The 19,207-nt window shown below is 40.7% G+C and carries 18 protein-coding genes and 1 pseudogene; 16 read left to right on the top strand and 3 right to left on the bottom strand.

Annotated elements, in window-relative coordinates:
- From MF4640_RS19125 to MF4640_RS16130, 3 genes and pseudogenes are all read left to right on the top strand, one after another.
- Window positions 1-107 (top strand): annotated as a pseudogene (locus MF4640_RS19125) (IS5/IS1182 family transposase); the annotation flags it as partial.
- Window positions 108-161: 54 nt separating this feature from the next.
- On the top strand, window positions 162-611 hold the full coding sequence (locus tag MF4640_RS16135) for a hypothetical protein (protein ID WP_146857182.1): 450 nt from the start codon (window positions 162-164) through the stop codon (window positions 609-611).
- A gap of 5 nt (window positions 612-616) precedes the next feature.
- Window positions 617-928, top strand: a complete 312-nt coding sequence (locus MF4640_RS16130) for an ankyrin repeat domain-containing protein (protein ID WP_078390240.1) — start codon at window positions 617-619, stop codon at window positions 926-928.
- 58 nt (window positions 929-986) lie between these two features.
- On the opposite strand, the gene MF4640_RS16125 is transcribed toward MF4640_RS16130, so the two are convergent.
- Window positions 987-1,541: a DJ-1/PfpI family protein gene (locus MF4640_RS16125; protein ID WP_078390239.1), complete on the bottom strand. Its 555-nt coding sequence runs from the start codon at window positions 1,539-1,541 to the stop codon at window positions 987-989.
- A gap of 325 nt (window positions 1,542-1,866) precedes the next feature.
- Here MF4640_RS16125 and MF4640_RS16120 point away from each other — a divergent pair, with 325 nt between their 5' ends.
- The 5 genes from MF4640_RS16120 to hisG all read left to right on the top strand — a co-directional run bounded on the left by MF4640_RS16120 (window position 1,867) and on the right by hisG (window position 6,177).
- A complete protein-coding gene (locus tag MF4640_RS16120; protein WP_005400217.1) occupies window positions 1,867-3,321 on the top strand; it encodes an RNA polymerase factor sigma-54 in 1,455 nt (484 codons plus the stop codon).
- A gap of 171 nt (window positions 3,322-3,492) precedes the next feature.
- Complete coding sequence (hpf, locus tag MF4640_RS16115; RefSeq protein ID WP_004695021.1) at window positions 3,493-3,825, top strand: ribosome hibernation-promoting factor, HPF/YfiA family; 333 nt, start codon at window positions 3,493-3,495, stop codon at window positions 3,823-3,825.
- 136 nt (window positions 3,826-3,961) lie between these two features.
- A complete protein-coding gene (gene ibaG, locus MF4640_RS16110; RefSeq protein WP_004695019.1) occupies window positions 3,962-4,213 on the top strand; it encodes a BolA family iron metabolism protein IbaG in 252 nt (83 codons plus the stop codon).
- Window positions 4,214-4,219: 6 nt separating this feature from the next.
- Window positions 4,220-5,479 (top strand): UDP-N-acetylglucosamine 1-carboxyvinyltransferase, encoded by a 1,260-nt coding sequence (murA, locus tag MF4640_RS16105; protein WP_078390238.1) that lies wholly within the window; start codon window positions 4,220-4,222, stop codon window positions 5,477-5,479.
- Window positions 5,476-6,177: an ATP phosphoribosyltransferase gene (hisG, locus tag MF4640_RS16100; protein WP_004984172.1), complete on the top strand. Its 702-nt coding sequence runs from the start codon at window positions 5,476-5,478 to the stop codon at window positions 6,175-6,177. Before murA ends, hisG begins: the two co-directional genes overlap by 4 nt.
- Before the next feature lie 73 nt (window positions 6,178-6,250).
- On the opposite strand, the gene MF4640_RS16095 is transcribed toward hisG, so the two are convergent.
- Window positions 6,251-6,595 (bottom strand): nuclear transport factor 2 family protein, encoded by a 345-nt coding sequence (locus MF4640_RS16095; protein ID WP_078390237.1) that lies wholly within the window; start codon window positions 6,593-6,595, stop codon window positions 6,251-6,253.
- Window positions 6,596-6,783: 188 nt separating this feature from the next.
- Between MF4640_RS16095 and hisD the strand changes: the two genes are divergently transcribed.
- Both hisD and hisC read left to right on the top strand, forming a co-directional pair.
- Entirely contained in the window at window positions 6,784-8,073 is a 1,290-nt protein-coding gene (gene hisD, locus MF4640_RS16090; protein ID WP_078390236.1) for a histidinol dehydrogenase, read from the top strand.
- A 174-nt stretch (window positions 8,074-8,247) separates the two neighbouring features.
- Window positions 8,248-9,339 carry a histidinol-phosphate transaminase gene (hisC, locus tag MF4640_RS16085; protein ID WP_078390235.1) on the top strand — a complete coding sequence of 364 codons (1,092 nt, stop codon included), beginning with the start codon at window positions 8,248-8,250 and terminating at the stop codon, window positions 9,337-9,339.
- A 71-nt stretch (window positions 9,340-9,410) separates the two neighbouring features.
- Here the strand turns inward: hisC and MF4640_RS16080 are convergent, their stop codons facing one another.
- Window positions 9,411-10,760, bottom strand: coding sequence for an anthranilate synthase component I family protein (locus MF4640_RS16080; RefSeq protein WP_005400209.1), 1,350 nt, complete (start codon window positions 10,758-10,760; stop codon window positions 9,411-9,413).
- Window positions 10,761-11,014: 254 nt separating this feature from the next.
- On the opposite strand from MF4640_RS16080, the gene MF4640_RS16075 reads away from it, so the two are divergent.
- From MF4640_RS16075 to MF4640_RS16050, 6 genes are all read left to right on the top strand, one after another.
- On the top strand, window positions 11,015-11,983 hold the full coding sequence (locus MF4640_RS16075; RefSeq protein WP_078390234.1) for a DUF6160 family protein: 969 nt from the start codon (window positions 11,015-11,017) through the stop codon (window positions 11,981-11,983).
- 186 nt (window positions 11,984-12,169) lie between these two features.
- Window positions 12,170-13,003, top strand: a complete 834-nt coding sequence (locus MF4640_RS16070; RefSeq protein ID WP_078390233.1) for a C39 family peptidase — start codon at window positions 12,170-12,172, stop codon at window positions 13,001-13,003.
- Between the two features lie 44 nt (window positions 13,004-13,047).
- Entirely contained in the window at window positions 13,048-14,181 is a 1,134-nt protein-coding gene (locus MF4640_RS16065; protein WP_171263909.1) for a hypothetical protein, read from the top strand.
- Between the two features lie 12 nt (window positions 14,182-14,193).
- Window positions 14,194-15,858: an OmpP1/FadL family transporter gene (locus tag MF4640_RS16060; protein WP_078390232.1), complete on the top strand. Its 1,665-nt coding sequence runs from the start codon at window positions 14,194-14,196 to the stop codon at window positions 15,856-15,858.
- A gap of 29 nt (window positions 15,859-15,887) precedes the next feature.
- Window positions 15,888-17,105, top strand: a complete 1,218-nt coding sequence (gene filE, locus MF4640_RS16055) for a putative pilus assembly protein FilE (RefSeq protein ID WP_078390231.1) — start codon at window positions 15,888-15,890, stop codon at window positions 17,103-17,105.
- Between the two features lie 19 nt (window positions 17,106-17,124).
- Window positions 17,125-19,044 (top strand): flagellar protein FilF, encoded by a 1,920-nt coding sequence (locus MF4640_RS16050; RefSeq protein ID WP_078390230.1) that lies wholly within the window; start codon window positions 17,125-17,127, stop codon window positions 19,042-19,044.
- Window positions 19,045-19,207 lie beyond the last annotated feature (163 nt).

The following is a 19,207-nucleotide window of genomic DNA, read 5'->3' as shown; positions in this document are numbered from 1 at the left end:
TGAAAACATTTAGAATATTAAGTGAACGCTATCGAAATAGACGGAAAAGATTCGGCTTACGCATTAACTTAATTGCTGCACTCGTAAACCGGATAAACTTGCAATAATGACTTTCGCAGGAGATCTAATCATTTATTATTTATTTTGTAAGATCCCAAAGTTTGCGTGGTGAAACTTGTATTCTATTAGAAGTTAGAGAGCATCATTTTATTGTTCTGAATAGCTATATCCATTTTAGTGAACAGGTTGGATTTGGTGGAAGTTGTGAGCTGGTAGCATTTAGGAAATTAGTGATGGAGTTAATTTTAGTACGTAAATATATAACTAAAGGTGTGATTGTTTCAGATCAAAACTTTAAAAAGTTGTATAAAGGGGAAATTCATCCGAAAGTTGCGTTAATGGCACGTAAGGGTAAATTTGAACATTGGCATGATGATTTTACTGATATTTATAACCAAAGATATGGTTATCGGCATCATGGTAAGTATGATAAGAACTTTAAAGATGCATTTAATATTGTGAAAAATAATATTGAAAAAAAATGGAGAGCTTTAATATTTGTTGACCACAGAGTACTTTATGCATTTAATAAATCCAAAGCTTTGGAATAAAATATATGAAACTCAACTCATTCTCCCCAATTCCTGAAAACGATGATGAACTGCATTTACCTGAACTGGTGTATTGGGCTTCTTTAGGTGAACTCGCTGAAGTAGAAAAAAGTCTCGCCAGTGGTGTAGATGTGAACTCGACCGATGATGAAGGCTATAGCGCACTTCAAGCAGCGGCTGAAAATGGCTATCTAGATGTGGTAAAACTACTGGTTGAAAAAGGTGCGAATGTCCACTACAAAGGTGAGTACACAGCGCTTCAACTGGCTGAAATGGCAGAACAAGTAGAAATTATTGAATATTTAAAAAGTCTGTAACTTTTATAATGAATAAAAGAGCCTGCTCAATATCAGGCTATTTTTATTTTATGGCATCTTAAATGGACGAATTGGATTCAATTTCTTTCAATATCGCTTGATTAAAAGCGGGAAGATCCTCTGGACTACGTGAGCTGATGAGCGTCCAACCACCTGCATTACATTTATGAACGGCTTCATCGACCCATATAGCACCTGTATTTTCCAGATCGAGTCGTATATTTTTATGCGAAGTCAGTTGCTTAGCTTGAATCCGTTCAGCATTAATCAAAACCCAAGGCGCATGACTAATCACAGCTATTGGTTTGGCTTGGTTGCTAAAACTTTGGATAATTTCGAGCGCTTTAGGATGGTGGCGTAATAGATCTACATTAACTGCACCGCCGGGGATAATCAGCAAGTCGTAGTCTTCATAATGAACATGATCCAAATCGACGTCTGGAGGATAGCTTGCTGCCGATTCTGAGTCCATTTTGACAGTTCGAACATCGTGAGCTTCAATCGCGGCATGAATGCATTCTATGCCTTTGGACTGTAGAAAATGGAGAGGCTGAATTAGCTCATCATGCTCTACGCCTACATTTGAGGTTATAAACAATACTTTTTGAGTCATATAACCCCCCTAAAAAATGTCTATGCTTTAGCCTAACAAAGCAGCATGATTCAGATGTTTTGATTTAACGGACTCTTGTAAGTAAGTGAAAGTAGCCGATGCAGTGTTTCGTGTAATTCTGGACTGTGTGAAGGTATTAATAATCCTTTTCAATAATTGATATGCATTAAGACATTCATAAAGTTCGAAATTGGATAGGAAATGAAAAACAATCTGCTCAAAAAATGTAGGTTTTTTGAATTTTCTATGCTATAAAAAATAAAACGGCACAAAAATTGCTTATAAAGCGTGCTTTAAAAATAGTTGTATTGACGAGTAGGGTTTTATGAAGTTATCGGTTGGATTGAAAGTTTCGAACTCTTTGTCGCTAACCCCCCAATTACAACAAGCTATTCGGTTGCTTCAATTGTCGAGCCTTGAACTTGAACAGGAAATTCAGATTCAACTCGACAGCAACCCGCTCCTAGAAAAAGTAGAAGAACAGTCATCTATCGAAAGCTTATCCAGTGTGCAAGAGCAAGAACAGGATAAGAAAGATTTGACCAACGAACTCAACGCCGACCATTTACCCGATGATTTACCCGTCGATACCGACTGGGATGATGTCTATACGCATCAACCAACCAGTTTGGGCGCGGCAGAATTTGAAGAGCGAGAAGATAATCGCCAAGGTCATTTGGGCTTAAAAGAGCATATGTTGGAGCAAATCAATCTGTTGCATTTTTCGCAAGTAGATATGTTGATTGCTTATTGCATTATTGACTCGTTGGACGATAAAGGTTTTTTAGACAGTGATATTTCAGAAATAACGACTTCAGTTCAACATCTTTTAACCAGCATGGACTATGACGACGAAGTCGAAGATGACGAAGTGGTTGTGGTGCTCAAGCATATTCAGCGTTTAGACCCACTTGGCGTTGGGGCGCGGAATCTTGCAGAGTGCTTAATGGTACAGTTGGAAGCCTTGCCGATGCAGACCGCATGTCGAAATGATGCCATGAATCTGCTGAAAAACTATGAACTATTGATCAGCAATGAACTAGCGAAACTGATTAAACAAACGGGTTTAAATCAAGAGCAGCTCAAGTGCGCGGTTGATTTATTGAAAACCCTAAAAGCGCATCCAGGGCTTGAGTTTGAAGATAAAGACTCAGATTATCAAATTCCTGATGTCGTAGTAATGAAGAAAAACGAACAATGGCAAGTGGCTTTAAATCCTGATGTGATGCCAAAACTTCGTGTGAACTCGTTTTATGCCAATATGATTAAGCGTGCTGATCAAAGTGAAGATAATCAATACTTACGTAATCAAATGTTGGATGCGAAAAACTTTATTAAAAGTGTCGATGAACGCCATAAAACTTTACTGAAAGTGGCGACGTGTATCATTGAACATCAGCGTGCCTTTTTAGAAATTGGTGCTGAAGGGATGAAGCCTTTGGTACTTCGGGATATTGCAGAAGAAGTTGAATTGCATGAGTCGACCGTTTCTCGGGTGACCACCAACAAATATATGCTGACGCCACGCGGCTTGTTCGAGTTGAAATATTTCTTTTCAAGCCATGTGGGGACTACGTCAGGCGGTGAAGCATCTTCAACTGCAATTCGCGCCAAGATTAAAAAATTGATTGCTGAAGAGAATGCACGTAAGCCTTTGTCTGATAACGCAATTGCCAATCTGTTAAAGGACGATGGAATTGATGTAGCGCGTCGGACAGTGGCAAAGTATCGTGAATCGTTACATATTCCGTCATCTTCTGAACGAAAAGTCTTGATCTAAAATTTAAAATCTGACTATTCTAGAGGTTCATTATGACAACATAATGAACCTCTTTTTTCTTTAAGGAATGGCTAAAATGATTTGATGTTTCTATGCGCGTTGGTTGTTTTGCAGTCATTAAATCGTTTTGGCTTTTCCTCATTAATCCTAATGAAGGTGAGGGATAGATATATGCAAATAACAATTCGTGGACATCATTTGAGCATTACCCCAGCTATTGAAGATACCATTCGCTGCAAATTTGCAGAAATGACCAAGCATATTGATCAGGTGAACAGTATGCAGGTGAAATTAACCAAGGATCATCAGGTCGATAAACATACTAAAAAAGGCAGTAGCAATCATATTGCAGAAGCAATTATCCGTTTACCAGGCATTGAATTTTTTGCTCAGGCTTCAGCAGATGATATGTATACGTCGATTAAAAAATTATCAGAAAAACTAAAAAGACAGCTCGATAAGCACCGTAAAATGCAGCAGGTTTACCAACCGATCGCTATTTAGTTTGATTTTTATGCAAAAAGAGGTTTTTTAAAACCTCTTTTTTTATATATAAAGTGTGCGGGTTTATGATTTATTTTTCAGATTTATAGTAAAATGGCAGGTTTTTACACCGTTGGTCCTATAAGAGGTCTTTGTGATGAATAGTGAACAGCTCACTGAAATTTTAAAAGCTGCTTTTCCTGAAGCTGAAGTTGCAGTTAGTGGGCAAGGCGGAAAGTTTGACTTACGTATTGTCGACGACCAATTCGAAGGCAAACGTCCTGTTGCACGTCAGCAAGCTGTTTATGCACCATTAAATTCTTATATCGCAAGTGGCGAAGTGCATGCGGTGACTATTCGTGCAATGACTAAAGAAGAATGGCGTAAAGCAAGCTTATTCGGAGCTTAAAATTAGATGGATAAATTTTTAATTCAAGGTGGCACTAAGCTCGAAGGCGAAGTTCGTATTTCGGGTGCTAAAAATGCTGCCTTGCCGTTGCTTGCAGCAATGATTTTGCCTGAAACCCCAACTAAGCTCACCAACGTGCCGCATTTAAAAGATGTCAATACTTTGGTGCAGTTGATTGGTGGTCTAGGCATTACCATGACCTACGAAGGCGACACGGTTACTGCGGATACCTCAACACTGGACAATCAGTTTGCACCGTATGAGTTGGTGAAAACCATGCGTGCATCTATTTTAGTGCTCGGTCCATTGGTGGCGCGCTATGGTAGTGCAAAAGTGTCTTTGCCGGGTGGATGTGCGATTGGCTCGCGCCCAGTCGATCAACACTTAAAAGCTTTAGAAGCTTTAGGTGCAGAGATTGAAGTTGAAGCGGGTTATGTACATGCTAAAGTTGATGGCCGTCTGAAAGGTGGCGAAGTCATTTTTGATATGGTGACCGTGGGTGGTACCGAAAATATCTTAATGGCTGCGGCATTGGCAGAAGGTGTGACTACGATTCGTAATGCGGCACGTGAACCTGAAATTACCGATCTTGCGAAAATGTTGATCGCGATGGGTGCAAAAATTGAAGGTTTAGATACTGATACCTTAGTGGTCACTGGTGTTGAAAAACTACATGGCTGTGAATACGCTGTAGTTGCTGACCGTATTGAAACAGGTTCGTATTTGGCTGCTGCGGCCATTACCGGTGGTCGTGTAAAAACCACACATACTGACCCAACGTTGATGGAATCGGTCTTAGAAAAGTTTGAAGAAATGGGCGCGGAAGTGACCCGTGGTGATGATTGGATCGAGCTTGATATGATGGGTAAACGCCCGAAAGCAGTGAGTTTCCAAACGCTTCCACATCCTGACTTCCCAACCGATATGCAAGCACAGATTATGGCAGTTAATGCCATTGGCCGTGGTTTTGCTACTATTTCTGAAACGATTTTTGAAAACCGTTTTATGCACGTACCTGAATTGTCACGTATGGGTGCCAATATTCAGGTCGAAGGTAATGATGCTGTCGTGACGGGTGTAGAGAAACTTTCTGCAGCACCTGTGATGGCAACAGATTTACGCGCTTCTTTCTCGCTGGTGCTAGCTGCACTTGCTGCGGATGGTGAGACGCTGATTGATCGTATCTATCATATTGACCGCGGTTATGAAGATATTGAAGCGAAATTACAAGGTATAGGCGCCCAAATTAAGCGAGTAAGTTCATGAGCGATATGAGAAACGATGATCCAAATTTTGATGTAATGGGCAATTTTGATCATGGTTTAACATTGGCATTGAGTAAAGGTCGTATTTTAAAAGAAACCCTGCCTTTACTTGAAACGGCTGGAATTAACTTACTGGAAGATCCCGATAAATCACGTAAGTTAATTTTCCCAACCACCCATAAACAAGTCCGTATTTTAATTTTACGTGCTTCTGACGTACCCACCTATGTGGAAAATGGTGCGGCTGATATTGGTGTTGCGGGCAAAGACGTGCTTATGGAACATGGCGCGCAAAACGTTTATGAACCGCTCGATCTAAAAATCGCAGTATGTAAACTGATGACCGCGGGCAAAGTTGGCATGGAGCGTCCCAAAGGGCGTTTAAAAATTGCCACTAAATACGTAAACTTAACCCGTCAGTACTATGCAAGCTTAGGTGAGCAAGTCGATGTGATTAAGTTGTATGGTTCAATGGAACTTGCACCGTTGGTGGGTTTGGGTGATTACATTGTTGACGTGGTCGATACTGGGAATACTTTACGTGCCAATGGTTTAGAACCTTTGGAAGAAATTTGTAAAGTGTCTTCACGTTTGATCGTGAACAAGGCTAGTTTCAAACGTAAGCAAGCATTGTTAAACCCAATTCTTGCACAGTTAGAAACAGCAGTCGCTGAACGTGAAGCATTAAAGAACAAATAGTTGATCTTTTTTGTTTAAAGAAACCGCTATCGATGATGGCGGTTTTTTTGTACCTACTCATTTTTATATATTTTTATGGAATTGAAATACAATAGGATTGAATTTGGGCCAGTTGATTCAAATTGTTAAAATTATAGACATCACAAGCAGAAATTCGCGATGTCTGCTGGGTGTCATGAAATTGCGCTTCACCTTGAACAATCACATGATGACCCGTTTGATGAATTGCTTGAATATGGAACTCATGTGCGACGGTCGAAAAATAATGTTCGATAGACTGGCAATGCTTCAGCACTTGATCAAAACCTGAAAGCCGTTGTTCACCCACAATTTCCCATGTAATGGTTTCTGAAAAATGCTGTTGGATTCGGCTAAATTGCCCCGTTGAAAAGCATATGGCTATGTCCGTGAGGGTCATTTTGTTTTGCCTGTTTTTTAGTCATGTTTAATGATTCTAGTTTAAAAATATTGAATCAGATTCATTTCCCGATGAAGTTAAAAGTAATTTTTCATTACACTCCGTGTTTAGCTGGAGGATTGTTGCCCACAAAATACAGGAAACAAGGTAAACTAAAGCTTCCCTTTATTTTCATTGTAGATAAATTGATGCGACGTTTATCGACTCAAGATCAGAACTTTAAACAAGTCTTTGCTGATTTGTTGGCTTTTGAAACCGTGAGTGACCCAGAACTTTTAAAAACCGTAGATCAAATCATCGCTGATGTTCGTCAGCATGGTAATGCTCATGTTCTTAAACTCACTCAACAGTTCGATCGACATCCCGCGCATCAATTCTCAGATTTAGAACTGACCCAAGAGCAATTAAAAACCGCTTTTGAGGGTTTGAGTACTGAAGTCCGCGAGGCGTTAGAGCTTGCTGCAAACCGTATTCGTGAGTTTCACCAAGCGCAAAAACAAGAAGGCTGGACCTATGTGGATGCCTTGGGGAACACACTTGGGCAAAAAGTAACGCCTTTAGATCGCGTTGGTATTTATGTACCTGGCGGTTTGGCATCTTATCCGTCTTCTGTGTTAATGAACGCTGTGCCTGCGCATGTGGCAGGTGTACCTGAAATTATTATGGTGGTGCCTGCACCGAATGGTGAGTTGAATCCTTTGGTATTAGCAGCTGCTTATTTGGCTGGTGTCAGCCGTGTCTTTACCATTGGTGGGGCACAAGCGGTTGCGGCTTTAGCCTATGGTACAGAAACGATTCCGGCGGTGGATAAGATTACAGGACCGGGCAACCGTTTTGTCGCGGCTGCGAAACGTGCAGTATTCGGACAAGTCGGTATCGACATGATTGCAGGGCCGTCTGAAATTTTAGTTTATGCCGAAGGCGCGAATAACGCACAGTGGCTGGCAATGGATTTATTGTCCCAAGCTGAACACGATACTGTGGCACAAGCAGTGTTTATTACACCAGATGAACAGTTATTAAATGAAGTAGAACTCGCTATTGAAGCGCATTTGCAAGCTTTGCCTAAAGCGGAGATTGCGCGTACATCGATTGCCAATCGTGGCGCATTAGTACTTGTGAAAGACCGCGCTGAAGCCATTGAGCTGATTAATCAAGTTGCACCTGAGCATTTAGAGCTTTGCCTAGATGAAGCACAAGAAATGGCCGAAGATATTCGCCATGCAGGCGCAATCTTCATGGGGCGTTATACCCCAGAGGCAATCGGCGACTATTGTGCAGGGCCAAACCATGTTTTGCCAACTTCAGGTACAGCGCGCTTTTCATCCCCGCTGGGTGTATATGATTTCCAAAAGCGTTCAAGTTTGATTATGTGCTCTGAGCAAGGTGTGAAAACTTTGGCGAAAACTGCAGATATCTTAGCGCAACAAGAAAACTTAGATGCGCATGCGCGTTCGGCACGTTATCGTTATCAATAATATAAATTTAGATCCCTCATTTGTTCAGTAATGAATGTTCCTCTCCCTATGGGAGAGGTTAGGAGAGGGGAAAATATTTAATTCAGTTTGGGACATCATAAACCTTTCCCAAACCCTCTCCTAGAAGGAGAGGGCTTACATAAAAGTAAGTTGAGTGCATAAATGAGATAGACAATGTCTAACATTACTACAGAACAAATGCGTTTTTGGAGTCCTGAAGTACGTGAATTAGAACCGTATGTGCCAGGCGAACAACCGAAAATTCAAAATTTATTGAAGCTCAATACCAACGAAAACCCATATCCACCCTCACCAAAAGTGGTGGAGGCTGTTCAAGCGGTTTTGGCAAACTCTGCAGATGTATTGCGTTTATATCCAGATCCAGATGCTTCTGCGTTAAAGCAGGCGATTGCGAAACAACAAAATGTTGCGGTTGAAAATATTTTTGTCGGCAATGGTTCAGATGAAGTCTTAGCTCATATTTTTAAAGCATTTTTTGTGCAAGAGCTGCCTGTACTTTACCCCGATATTACCTATAGCTTCTATCCTGTTTATAGCCAATTTTTTGGGGTCAAAACCAAAATTTTACCACTCAATGATGACTTTGAAATTGTGGTGGATGACTATAAACAAGCCAATGGCGGCATTATTATCACCAATCCAAATGCACCAACCAGTATTGATATTGGTTTAGCTGCAATAGAAGCAGTGCTTCAGGCCAATCCAAATTCAGTGGTGGTCATTGATGAAGCTTATGTCGACTTTGGTGCTGAATCGGCAGTCAGTTTGGTGGAAAAATATGAGAACTTGGTGGTGTGCCAAACCACGTCTAAGTCTCGCTCACTGGCGGGTTTACGTGTTGGTTTTGCGATTGCTCAACCGCATTTGATTGCGGCACTTGAAGCGGTGAAGAATAGTTTTAACTCTTATCCGATGGACCGTTTTGCGATAGCTGCTGCGGTCGCTTCATTTGAAGATCAAGCTTATTTCGAAGCACAAAATCAAAAAGTAATTCAAAGCCGTGAACATTTGGTTGAACAATTGACCGCGCTGGGCTTTAACGTTTTACCATCGAGTGCCAACTTTATCTTTGCATCATTACCTAGCAAAGATGCAGGTGAATTAGCGGCTGAATTACGTGAACAAGGCATTATTGTGCGTTATTTCAATAAACCGCGTATTAACCAGTTTTTACGTATCACGGTTGGAACTGATGAACAAAATCAACGCTTAGTCGATACATTGAAAAATGATATTTTAAAATAAACTTTCAACAGTTGTGATCTTTGAAAAGTGAACCTTCACTGATGTGAAGGTTCACTTTTTTATTTTGGTGGTTATTCAGCGTCCGTTTGCACAAAAGTATTGAGTAAATTAAGCAGTGCTGAGACCTTGTCAAAGCATTCTTGGTATTCAGCTTCACACTCTGATGCAATGGTAATTCCACCGCCAGCCCAAAGTGAAACCTCATCTTGGAATTTTTGAATGGAACGAATCAGAATGTTCCAAGAACCAGTACCATCGAAATTAAAATAACCCATTGAGCCACAGTACGCTCCACGTGGTGCACCTTCGAGTTCTTCAATAATCTGCATTGCTCGAATTTTAGGTGCACCTGTAATAGACCCGCCAGGTAGAGCAGAGAGCAGCACATGAAAGGGATGAACTTCTGCTTTAAGTGTTGCTTCGACTTCGCTGACCATATGATGGACTTGCTTAAAGCTTTCAATATTAAACAGTTTAGGTGTTTTGACTGAGCCCGTTTCTGCGTAAACGCTCAAGTCATTACGCAGTAGATCGACAATCATCACATTTTCAGCTTGGTCTTTTTCCGAAGCCATTAAGCGTTGTTTAGATTGTTCATCTAAGACTGGATCTGCAAAGCGCGGCATGGTGCCTTTAATCGGCTTGGTAATGATTTTTCGATGAGCTTGAAAATCAATAAACAACTCGGGTGAACAACTTAAGAGTTCAAAATCATCGATACGGAGATACCCCGAGTAAGGTGCATCGGTCAATTGCCAAAATGCTTCGACTGCACTTAGGAGTCGACCATGTGCCTTGGCTGTGAACTCTTGTGTCAGATTGATTTGATAGCAATCCCCAGCTTTGATGTATTCCTGTACTTGCTGAAAGGCTTGTTTGTATTCGGTTTTAGTCCAGCGTGCTTGGCAGATCGATGCGAGTTGGAGTGGATGGCTTAAGGCCGATGGCTGGAATAAATACGATTCAATTTTGCGATAAATGTGTTCAGCTTGTGAATCACTACTGCAAAATAGCCAGCCTGCATCAGTCCATTGTAGATAACTGCTGTATAAACCTAAAAATAGGCTTGGCTGTGGCTTAATTTGAACAGGAACGTGTTGCTGGGCGGCATAATCATAACTGACGAATCCAATGAGTCCGCCACTAAAAGATGCTTCTTTTTGTTCTGAGTTTGGCTGAATATTACTGGAAATGTCTATTTCTTTGTCATCGTGGATGTAACAAAAATCCTGAGTGCGTTGAAAGAAAAAGTGCTGGTTTTTTTGAAAAACTTGATAACGCTCGGGTAAAAAAGCAATGACAGGTGCATCGACATTTTGTAAATAGACTAACTGTGTGAGCTCATTCAATGCCTGTAGTATATGAGATACAGAGAGGCTTGAATCACAAATTATCTTTTTAAATGATTGGCTTAGAGTCATGCTGACGCAAATAGGATTAAAAAATTCAGGCTATTTTACCTCATTGTACGTGTACGCATAGAGGAAATACCGTTTATCGGTAAGCTATGGATTGCGACCAACAGCAGTTGATCAAAAAATCACTCGCATATAACTTAGTTCAGGCAATGAAGTCACTCAAGGATAGATGTTAATACTGGGTCAAAATAAAAAAAGCAGTAGTTAACATCGAGTGATTGGTATCACAAAAATAAAGCTCTTAGGAGAGGAACAAGATGAAAATTATTACTAAACTTGCTTTAGTTTCTTCAATGGCAATCAGTGCAAATGCGATGGCAATGCAAGCAATGGATGACGCTTCGCTCAGTGCCGCTACAGGTCAAGATGGTCTAAATATCGGTATCGGTATTTCTAAAATCGAAATTGGTAAGGTTTTTGTTCATGATAATGATGGTTTAGCTGTTGCAAATGGCGGTACTGCCACGGCTGGTGCTATCGTTATTCAAGGTAATGGGAAAGATAATGCTGATGGTACAGCGCATGTAAATAAAGTTAACGGTATTGTCATTGGTGCAAACTATGATAATGCTGGGGCATATTTACTTCCTTCTCGTAACTTAGCTGACTTGAAAATTGACACAGATGCAAACGGTGGTAATGCATTTATTAACATTGCAGCTCAAGTTTCAGGTCTAGATATTAATATTGGTCAAATTGGTGTCGTGGCTTCAGCTGATATGCCTGCAACTGGTGCAACATCTATCCGTCGTGGTGGTACAGGTACGGTGAATCCGATTTTAAGTGGTTTATCACTGAAAACAGGTCCAATGTCTGCAAACATCCAACTAGGTGCTGCACCGCAAGGCGCAATGATCCAATTAAGCGCGACTATGGTTGGTGGTTTAGAAATTAAAAACTTAGGTATCTTAGATAACTCAACTAAAACAGCAACGCGTGCTGCAGGCGAAATCTTTGTTGAAAGCATTAAAGTTGCAGATGCAAATTCTCTAGATTTAACACTGAATCAAAAAATTAGTGTGATTGGTGAAGAGGGTGCGAATAAGGGCTATATTCGTATGATTAGCACAAGTGGCGCGCACGACACTTATGTTAAAGGTGTACATTTGGGTAGCCGTAATGCTGCATCCATTGGTGATGTAGAGGTTCAAGGTATGCAAACTTACTTTAGCCCAGCTGCTGGTGTATACATGCCAGGTGCTGTGATTACCATTTCTGGTCATTAAAATTAGACTTTAAGAAAGCGCGTGAATTCACGCGCTTTTTTTCTAAAATATATTCATAAAAAATGCAAAAAAGACTATTTTTTTTAGATAAAACACAGTATCTTCTTGAATGTATGGATATAGAGTATTAACTCTAAAAACAAAAAATGGGCGGGATGCCTATATTATTAAAAAAAGTAAAAAGCTATGTTAGAGATCGCATTGGGCTCAGCAATGATGTATTACTTTGCCACCGAAGCCTTTGATATTAAGAAAAAACCAGCGGAAGCGGTTTACTATACTGAAGTTTTAGACTCTCGAAATGCATCTTTTACCAGAATGCATCATGAACCTGTCCTAATTAACCCTGCTGTAGAAGACCAATTTCGAGGCATTGTGCGTCAAGCTTATGACTATAGTTGTGGTTCAGCAGCACTGACCACCTTAATCAATGGCTATGTCGGTGCTCAACTTACAGAACAACAAACCATGGATGGCTTGCTTCGCTATGGCGAATATGAGCGAATTATTGAGCGTCGTAGTTTTTCTTTATTGGACATGAAACGCTTTGTGACTGCACTTGGTTTAGAAAGTGGAGGCTACAAGGGGGAATTTGAAGATTTGATTAAGCAAGGTCAACCTGCCATTGTTCCAATCTCCTATGCTGGTTTTAAACATTTTGTGGTGTATAAGGGCTATAAAGATGGACGGGTCTATGTTGCCGATCCTGCCTTAGGAAATATTAGTTTTGATGAACAACGTTTCAAGGATGTTTGGGAAAATAACACGTTGTTTTTAATTAATGTTCCGACTGAAATGCGTAAAAATATGTTGGCTTTACAGGAAGCCGATCTGCGACATGTAGATGATGCTACGGTCAATCGCTATGCACTCGTCGATATTCAATATCCGCAACATTATATGGAAAAAATAGCCGATCGTGCATCTACAATTCGCCTAGAGCGTAATAAAAATAAAGAGTCGGAATATTATGGACAGCCGACATACAATTTTCTCAGGCTTTATTATAAAAACAAATAAAGTGTGAAAAAAATAAAACAAGAACAATGGTGTAGGTAAGGACAATGATGAAGACATGGATGAATAAAACACTCCTCGCAGTGAGTGTGCAGATGATTCTTGGGGTGGCCTATGCTGCGGAAGAACCGAGCTTAGGAGGATATGAAACAGTCGGTGAAACTGTGACAGAACAAGCAGGATCTGATCAAATAAGTGAACCTGAGCAACCAGCAAAATCAGCATCCGTAACTACTGGAAGTGTTGAACAAGCAGCGTCTTCTGCATTGCAGCAGCAAGAGGGTGATGCAACTAAAGAGACCAACTTAGAAGAAGTTTTCACCTCAAATGAACGGCAGTATTCATTAATTAAACAAGGTGATATTTCATCTTATTACGACATTGATTATACCTATTACAGAGATACTCAACTTGATTTAGAGATGGCACAAGGTCAGCTCTATCAACTACGAGTACAAGAGAATGCAACGCACAGTCTAACCAATACTTTTACGGCACAATATGGTTTAAGAGATAACTTAACCTTAACAGCATCATTGCCTTTGGTTGCCAAAACTGACTTATTAAAAGATACCTCTACAGCGGGTCTTGGGGACATTTCATTTGGTGCGCGTTGGGAACCGTTTCCACTCAAAGCTGGCCGTTTGCCTTTGATTTTATTTGGTAACGTTTCCACCAAAACTGGGGATAGTCCTTATGAAATTAATGCCACTTCAGACTTAGCAACAGGCAAGGGGTATTATTCAGCAGGTGTTGGTGCAAGTACGCGTAAATATATTGATCCCGTGGTGTTGTTTGCATCGGTTTCTGCAAACTATGGCTTCAAAGAATCGGGCTTAGATCAGCGCCGTGGTAGCCGTGTGATTGAAGAGTTTGAACCTGGGATTAGTGGTGGTTTTGCCTTCGGTTTTGCCTATTCTTTTAACTATGATGTCTCGATGACGATGTCATACCAACAAAGTTTCAATACTGGGGCTGAATTTACCTATAGCTCGGGGGAAAGTTACTCTCCAGCAGATCAAACCAGTTCAACTTTTGCGATTTCCTTAGGTGTACGCGTTTCACCTGAAACAATTGTGAATGGGACGGTTGGCCTTGGTTTAACAGAAGATGCACCTGATGTGTCATTAGGGTTGTCTTTCCCGTTAGATATTCTTGGTTTTGGAAAAAAGCTTAAATAATAGGGGAGTCGTATGAAAAATATCCGACTTAGCCCTTTGGTGTCTGCCATATTATTAACGGGCTATTCTAGTGTTACCTTTGCTGCATTAGGGCAAAACTTATCAGTTGATATTCGCTCTTTGGCTATGGGCAATGCAGTCACTGCTGATCCACCTGGAATCAGTGCTATTCACTTTAACCCAGCAGCACTGACCAAAATTGAAGGTTTGCAAACGGATGTACAGGGTATTCTCGCTGATTTTAATATCGAGCGGGAGTTCTCTGTTCCTGCAGGTTATAACGTATTTGGCTATTCAGATGACCCAATTGTTTGTAATGATGGGCCTGAAGTTGATGCCGATATCTGTACCGACTTTAAAGGGCCCGTCCGCGGTGATGTTGAATACCCGAGCTTATATGTACCTGGTTTGAAGAAAATGGTGGACTTGGGTAAAGGTATGCCTGTGGCTGCCCCGACTGCGGGTATAGCATATAATCCGCCGGGATCTAAAATGACGTTTGCAACTGCCATGTATGCGCCATTAATTGCAGGATTCGGTGCGGAAGATGGCAATCCTGGCAACTTTATGGGTCAACAAGTTGCGCTAGAACGGATCACCTATTTATCACCGTCTATGGCCTTCCAAATCAATGATCAGCTTTCCATTGGTGGTTCAATTGGGATGTCTTATCAAGCTTTGGCATTAAAAAATGATCTACGTTTTCCCAATGAGTTGATTGGGATGCTGCGGATGATTGATGATGTGGTCTGTACCCCGTTTAAAGAAAACTCTGATGTGATTACTGACATTCTCTTGCTGGGCATGTGTAATGCTGAAGAGGGAATGAATCCTTTTGGGCGCTTTGGCCAACTCGAACTTTCAGCAGAACAGTCTCTGAGCCCAAGCTATAATTTGGGTGTGCTGTGGGAGCCGACAGAAGATTTTAGTTTTGGTGTAGTTTATCAAAGTGCTGCCAAAATGCAGATGAAAGGTAAATATCACATAGACAATGCTAAAGCACCACAAGAACTCATTAAGGGGTTGATGTCCTCCCCAACAGGGCAGATTCTGGCTGCAGTTTTAGGTTTTCCAAGTTCTGTACCAGCCAGTGAGTCGGGTCTGGTATCAATGGATTTAGAATATCCAGCACATTTCCAAGCGGGTATTAAATATAAACTTTTACCCGATTTACAAGTCAATGTTGATGTGGGATGGACCGACTATAAAGCATGGGACAAATTTAAATTTGAATTTGACCGTCAAGTTTCGGCGCTCAAAATTGCAAAATTGCTTTCAGCCAATATCTCCGATAGTAGTTTGGCTTTGCCTTTGGCATTTGAGTCACCGTGGAACTACGGTATTGGGATTGAATATTCAGCAACAGATCGTTTAAAACTCCGTGCAGGCTATGAGCCACGGACCAGTGCGATCCCTGATGATAAACGGAATACCATGGTGCCGATTAACAATGCACGCTTGTTTGGTTTGGGTGTTGGTTATCGTTTTGATGCAGATACTGATTTAGATCTATCGATTGGTTTTTTGCAAAGCCGAGATAAAATTCCTGCAAATTCTAGTAGCTTAGCGAACCAAACTGGGGTAAATAATATTTTATTAAACCCGTATGCCGGTTTAAATGTAAAAACAGATACAACCATTACGATTTTAGGGTTGAACTATAGAACACGGTGGTAAGCACATTGAATACAATAAAAAGGATTTTATTGCCCTCATCACTATGCTTATTGGGTTGGATTTCGAGTGCAAGTTTTGCGGGAGAGTTTTTTACGATTATTGGTCCAGATGGTAGACCGATGGTGGTACAAGGCAAAGCCAGTGAGTCCCCAGAAAAGCAAGTGAAACAGGGCCGTAAGCAGGAAGAAAAGGGAACGCGTGAAGTCTCTGAAGTCAAAGTACCAGTACTAATGCCCGCTCAGGAGTCTGCACCACAGCCGATACAGCCTGTAACCGAAATGAAGGCTCATTTACCAGATACAAAGCCTGCGCCAAAAAAGAAACTTTCTGCTGAGAAACAAGTTACTTCTTCTACAGTGATTCAGGCTGAGCGTCCATTAAGTAAAACTGAGACTAAGGTGCTGGTTCAACAAAAAGTGATTGAAACCAGTCAGCAGATTCCGCAAGCCCCAGTGAGTAGTACTCAAACCATTAAGCCTGCATCAACGCCTCAAAGCATAACGCATACGGATTCGGTAAGTGCAGAAAAACCAGATGCATCCTCAAACATGTTTAATCAAATGGATGGAACTGATTACGTTCGCAACGAATATTTAGAAGACCGTGAATTTAACTTAGAAGGCAAACGCCGTTTTTATACCATGCCTGAAGGGGTGATTGATCATAAAACTGGAGCGACTCGCTTTCAGGTCATTGAGCGAGAAAAAGGAGTGAGTAAATCTGTCCTTAACGCTATGTTTAAACCCAAGCAAAAAGACAATTTAGCACCGATTGCCTTAGCATCGACCTATTACCGAATGTCACAACAAGACACGATCACTAGCTTAGGACAAACTTGTTTTAAGGATAAAAAGCTGAAAAAAGCAAAAAGCTTACAAGCCAATCACGATATTAATGTTTGGCCGAAAAAGCCGATCAAAGAAAATTTTGAATTTGAAATCATCAAAGTGGACAGCAATATTCAAAATATTCAATTAAATTCGTATGCATCTACACAAAATGATCCCACATTTTATTGGCCTTTTGCTGTGTTCTTAGACCAAAATGCCTGTGTGCTTGAAGGGGTAGGAGGGTTTAAAAATGATGAAAACTCACCCTCTATGCTATCGCATGAAATGATCGCAGGTATTTTACATGTACCTGAGCAAAGCCATTACTTACTGTTGACACCACTCTCTTCTGCTGTAGATGTCGAACATAAAGTTCTAATCAATCACGGTCAGTTAAAATTAATCGCAATTCGCTAAAAATAAATAGAGTATGAAAATGAAAAAACAAATTTTATGGCCATTTACCTTGTCGACATTGGTTGTTGCCTTAGCTGGTTGTGGTGGAGAAAGTGCCAATGTGAATCCAGAGCCGAATCAAGTGAATTCTGTCAACGGAAGCTGTTTGCTGAAAGATAAAAACTGTGTTGAGTTTGCCTTAGATTACCCTGTTGATGGAATTAACTTTGTCTGTAGTAGCGACCCCGATAATACGTATATGACTCTGATGGAGCCGAAAACCAATGCGGCAACAGGCCGATGCTCTGAAGGGGACAAAATTCACTTCTTGTTGACTGGAAGTTCGGATAAACAAGTCGAACTCGGTACAGTTCCTTTGTCTGAAATTGGCAATGTGAGTACGGTTTCAGCCTCACTGCCACGCCTTAGTATTTTAGATATGGCAAAAGGGCTAAATGGTGGAACGGCTGCAACCAGTTTGAGTCCAAACGATAAGACCGTAAAAATTGCGATGGCTTTGGCGAAAATTTTTCAAGCTTTAGGTCTAGAGCGTGGCGCGGGTGTGGTTGGTGATGTACAACCTTTTGGTATTTTAGCCTCTAAAAAAGCAGACTTATCACTTCTCTTGGCATCAATTAGTGCTGAAGATTATGCTTCGGGAGCGTATGTCGATAAAATCCGACCATGGATTGATGTCAGCCAAATCAGCAATGAGGATGCTTTTAAAGTGGTCCAAACATTGGTGCTTATGAATAACTCTGCCACCTACCAAGCTGACTTCCCGATTTTTGCAAATGCTCTATCGGACAAGACAGGGATTGGTTTACCGCAAGGCTTATATGGTTGTAATGCTACAGACTGTAAGACTAGTCCTGCTAATCTTCGTCATTTAATTGGAAGCTTTATTATTCTAACGGATCGACAAGGTTATACCTTTGGTTCAGGTGTACAGTGGCGTGGACCATTAAAAGAACAATTAGGCAGTGATTTGGCAACCAGTGTGACGGTCGATTTACTGAAAAATATTGAACCTGCCAAAATGAATGCTTTAGCACAAACGTCTTGGATTAACCCCTTAACTAAAAGTATTCAGCAACCGTTTAAGTTTAATCTGACAGACCCAAATTCTGATGATTTCACCATTACTCAAGGCAAGCTGTTTAATGATTATTTGATTGCAGGGACGGAAAAATTTTATAAACAATTAACCAAGGATCCAAATGCTAGCCCATCGTCCTATGGTTTATGGCAGCAAAACTATGGCACAGATACCTTCAAAGGTTCATTTGATGCCTTTAAAATTTTTCCAATTGGCTATTTAGATAATGATGTATTTAAGTCTAAGAGCAATGTAGCGGCTGGGCAGAAGTATATATTCCCACTGTATGCCAACTTAATTTTTAAGGCTAAAAACTCTAGCGATAGCGTGGCTTTAGGTATTGCAATTGATGAGTCGGGAGATATTCGTACTGATATGCAGTCCGCTAGTAATAAAACGACAGCATGTACACCGCTATTAACAACGGGTGCAACCTTAACGACAGATAACAATCAAGTACAGTACCGAATTGGAACACTGGGTGCGACAGATACTTCAAATAAAGCTGTAACCTTCCGTATCCTCTTGGCAAATCCTATCTTTGATAAAATTGATGGCGCAGTTATTGGCGCAAATACCAATATTGTGAGTGATGTAAATAGTGAAGGAAAACAAACCTCTACAGTAATTGGTGGGGCGCGCGTTAATCTTGGTAATTTATTGTCTGCTAATGTTAATGAAAGTGCTTATATTTCCCTCAGTGATTTTTCTGGTGCAGGGGTAAAGTGGACCAATATCTATAAAGCGTATTTGAATAACTATTATGAAAAAAATAGCATCGCCAATCGAGCGGCTGCGGACTTCCGTGAGGGTGAGGTTTCAATTGAAATTGCTGAATGCTATAAGGTGTTAGCAAAATAATATCGTTGTAAACACAAAAAAAGCCCATCATCGATGTAATGCTGATCAGTTAAGACAAAATAGCTGAAATGCGGTAAAAATGAGCGTATCCAGATACGCTCATTTTTTTATGACTTTTTCTCAGAATTTAAGTTCAGCATTTCAGCAGACAGCTCCTTCACTT

It is taken from the genome of Acinetobacter sp. MF4640 (assembly GCF_002018895.1).
GTDB classification, from domain to species: domain Bacteria; phylum Pseudomonadota; class Gammaproteobacteria; order Pseudomonadales; family Moraxellaceae; genus Acinetobacter; species Acinetobacter johnsonii.
The sequence above is the reverse complement of the archived record's forward strand: the minus strand, read 5'-3'. Positions and strand labels throughout refer to the sequence as shown.